This window comes from Nitrobacter vulgaris, from assembly GCF_002028545.1.
In the GTDB taxonomy this organism is placed as follows: Bacteria; Pseudomonadota; Alphaproteobacteria; order Rhizobiales; family Xanthobacteraceae; genus Nitrobacter; species Nitrobacter vulgaris.
The window spans coordinates 1-1,056 of sequence record NZ_MWPQ01000065.1 but is presented as its reverse complement, the minus strand read 5'-3'; the positions used below and the strand labels follow the sequence as shown (position 1 = coordinate 1,056).

Here is a 1,056-nt window from a genome sequence, read left to right as displayed (position 1 = left end):
TAGAGCATTTTCCGACCGGAATGAATCGTTTGGGATTCCCAAAACGGCGCGAGTCAGATTCAAGCTGCATGCTGGCGAAGGAGGCCAGCATGCATGGCCAAGGCGCTTTCCGTTGATCTTCGCCAAAGGGTGATCGCCGCGATTGATGGTGGCTTGTCCTGTCGACAGGCTGCCGAGCGTTTTGGTGTCAGCGCGGCCAGCGCGATCCGCTGGCGCGGTCACCTCAAAGAAGCTGGCGACATTGTTCCTAAACGCCAGGGCGGGGACCACAGATCGCAGCGCATCGAAGCACATTCACAATTGATTTTGGACGCGGTGACAGTGAAGCCGGATATCACGCTCGCCGAGTTGCGAGACCTGTTGAAGCGTCGTGGAATATCGGCTGGCATCGCTTCGCTCTGGCGTTTCTTCCAGCGCAGAAAGATCACACTTAAAAAAAGACAGCGCACGCCGCCGAGCAACGGCGCGGCGATATAAATGCCGCGCGAGAGGACTGGTTCGAAGGGCAAATCGATCTCGACCCTGAGCGCCTCGTCTTCATCGACGAAACCAGCGCCAACACCAAAATGGCGCGGCTTTATGGGCGCTCGCCACGCGGTGAGCGATGTCGTGCCGCCGTCCCACACGGACACTGGAAGACGACAACCTTTACCGCTGGATTGCGCTCGGACGGTCTTGTCGCGCCGCTTGTTCTGGACGGTCCCATGGATGGCGAGGCTTTCCTGGCCTATGTCGAACAATTACTCGCGCCATCGCTACGGCCGGGCGACACCGTTATCATGGACAACTTGCCCGCTCACAAGGTCCATGGTGTTCGAGAGGCCATTCGGGCGGTCGGAGCAAGCCTGCTCTATCTCCCGCCCTACAGTCCGGATTTCAACCCGATCGAGATGGCCTTCTCTAAATTGAAGGCGCTGCTGCGAGCCGCTGCCGCCCGCACCATGCCCGATCTCTGGCAAGCAATCGCCAACGCTCTCAAACGCTTCTCACCCGATGAATGTCAAAATTATCTCGCCGCCGCTGGATACGACGCTACCTGATCGAAAAATGCTCTAG

At 58.4% G+C, this 1,056-nt stretch carries 1 protein-coding gene; it reads left to right on the top strand.

From position 1 onward, the window contains the following. Positions 1-93 precede the first annotated feature (93 nt). A protein-coding gene (locus tag B2M20_RS17655; RefSeq protein WP_087881222.1) for an IS630 family transposase occupies positions 94-1,040 on the top strand; the annotation gives its coding sequence in 2 pieces (ribosomal slippage) (positions 94-433 and positions 433-1,040; 948 coding nt in all). The last annotated feature ends 16 nt before the right edge of the window (positions 1,041-1,056 follow it).